The sequence below is a fragment of the Melaminivora alkalimesophila genome, assembly GCF_000282995.1.
GTDB classification, from domain to species: domain Bacteria; phylum Pseudomonadota; class Gammaproteobacteria; order Burkholderiales; family Burkholderiaceae_C; genus Melaminivora; species Melaminivora alkalimesophila.
The window spans coordinates 1-1,790 of record NZ_ALEE01000136.1 but is presented as its reverse complement, the minus strand read 5'-3'; the positions used below and the strand labels follow the sequence as shown (position 1 = coordinate 1,790).

The window sequence follows — 1,790 nt, the reverse complement described above, 5'->3', positions numbered from 1 at the left end:
ACGGCGGCGATGGCCACCGGCTCGGGCGCGAGGGCCCCCCAATCGGCCTCGCCGGCCGTCCCGTTATCCGCCTGGCCAGCCGCACTGCCGGTGTCCGGCAAGGGCGGTGCCGGTGCCGGGTCGGCGCCGGAGGGGGGAGGCGCCGCTCCGCCGGTGGGTGCGGTCGGCGCCGCCGGTGGCGCGGCAGGAGGGGAGGGCGCCTGCGGCGGGACCGGCTCGCCCGCCTGGCGCCGGTGGGCGAGCACCAGCTCGGCGACCTGCCGCACGTGCTCCGGCAGCACCTCGTCCGCATCCTCCCAGGCGGCCAGGGCGCGTGCCGCGCGCAGCATCACCAGGTCGGCGCGCAGTCCGTCCACCCGGGCCGCTAGGCACAGTTCACTGACGGCAGCGTGCACGGCATCGCTCCAGGGCAGCGCCTGCGCGTCGGCGGCCCGGGACCGGGCGGTGGCCAGGCGCCGGGCCAGCTGCTGCTGCGCGGGAGCGTGCCGGGCGGCGAAGCCGGCGGGGTCGGCATCGAAGGCTAGGCGCGCTCGCACGATGGCCTGGCGCAGCGCGGGTTGCCCGACGTTCGCCAGCCGCACCGCCAGGCCCAGGCGATCGAGCAGCTGCGGGCGCAGCTCGCCCTCCTCGGGGTTCATGGTGCCGACCAGCACGAAGCGCGCCGCATGCTGGTGCGAGATGCCGTCGCGCTCGACGATGTTCAGGCCGCTGGCGGCGGCATCGAGCAGCACGTCCACCAGCGCATCGGGCAGCAGGTTGATCTCGTCCACGTACAGCACGCCGCCGTGTGCGCGCGCCAGCAGCCCGGGCGCGAAGCGCACGGCATGGTCCGCCAGCGCCTGCTGCAGGTCGAGGGTGCCGGTGAGGTGTTCCAGGGCGGCCCCCAGCGGCACGGTGACGAAGGGCGCCGGCGCCAGGAGCTCGGCCAGCGCGCGCGCGGCCGTGGACTTGGCCGTGCCGCGCGGACCTTCGATCAGCACGCCGCCGATCCCCGGGTCGATGGCCGCCAGCAGCAGTGCCCGGGTCAATTCCGGCTGACCGGCGATGGCAGCAAAGGGAAATGGCGGAGGGGCCGTGGCGCCGTGGCGCGGAAGCTTGTCCGCGCGGGTCTGTATCTCTGTCATCGTCATGGATTCCTGCAGGGAATGGCGTTTCAGCTCCGGGCTGGTGCGCTGGCCGGGGCTGCGCCCTCCATGGCCTCGTCGTGTGCCAGCGCCAGTGCGTCGAGCCGCTCCGCGTAGCTGCCGGGTTCCTGCCACAGGCCGCGGGCGATGGCCTCGCGCAGCCGTGCCAGGATGTCGGTCAGCGCCTGTGGGTTGTGCTGCTCCAGAAAGGCGCGGTTGTCCGCGTCGAGCACATAGGCGTCGCTGACCATCGCGTAGTGGTGGTCGCCCACGGCGCGCGTGGTGGCGTCGAAGCCGAACAGGTAGTCCACGCTTGCGGCCATCTCGAAGGCGCCCTTGTAGCCGTGGCGCCGGGCGCCGGCGATCCACTTCGGGTTGACCATGCGAGCGCGCACCACGCGGCCGATCTCCTCGCGCAGCGTGCGCACGCGCGGCTGGGCCGGGTTGCCGTGGTCGCCGTGGTAGAGCGCCGGTTGCTGGCCCGACAGGTGGCGCACGCTGGCGGCCATGCCGCCCTGGAACAGGTAGTAGTCGCCCGAGTCGAGAATGTCGTGTTCGCGGCTGTCCTGGTTGTGCAGCACCGCGTCCATGCCTGCCAAGCGCAGCGGCAGCACGTCGGCGGCAGCGCTGCCCGCGTCGTCCTGGCCATAGGCGTGCTGGCTGCCG

2 protein-coding genes are annotated in these 1,790 nt (G+C 74.1%); both read right to left on the bottom strand.

Annotated features, from left to right (window positions below; translation table 11 throughout):
* Positions 1 to 1,124, bottom strand: a 1,124-nt coding sequence (locus A612_RS01990) for a magnesium chelatase ATPase subunit I (RefSeq protein ID WP_019372938.1), incomplete at its 3' end; no start/stop codon positions are given.
* 29 nt (positions 1,125 to 1,153) lie between these two features.
* Positions 1,154 to 1,790 (bottom strand): cobaltochelatase subunit CobN (locus tag A612_RS01985; protein ID WP_019372937.1); only part of this gene is annotated, 637 nt, incomplete at its 5' end.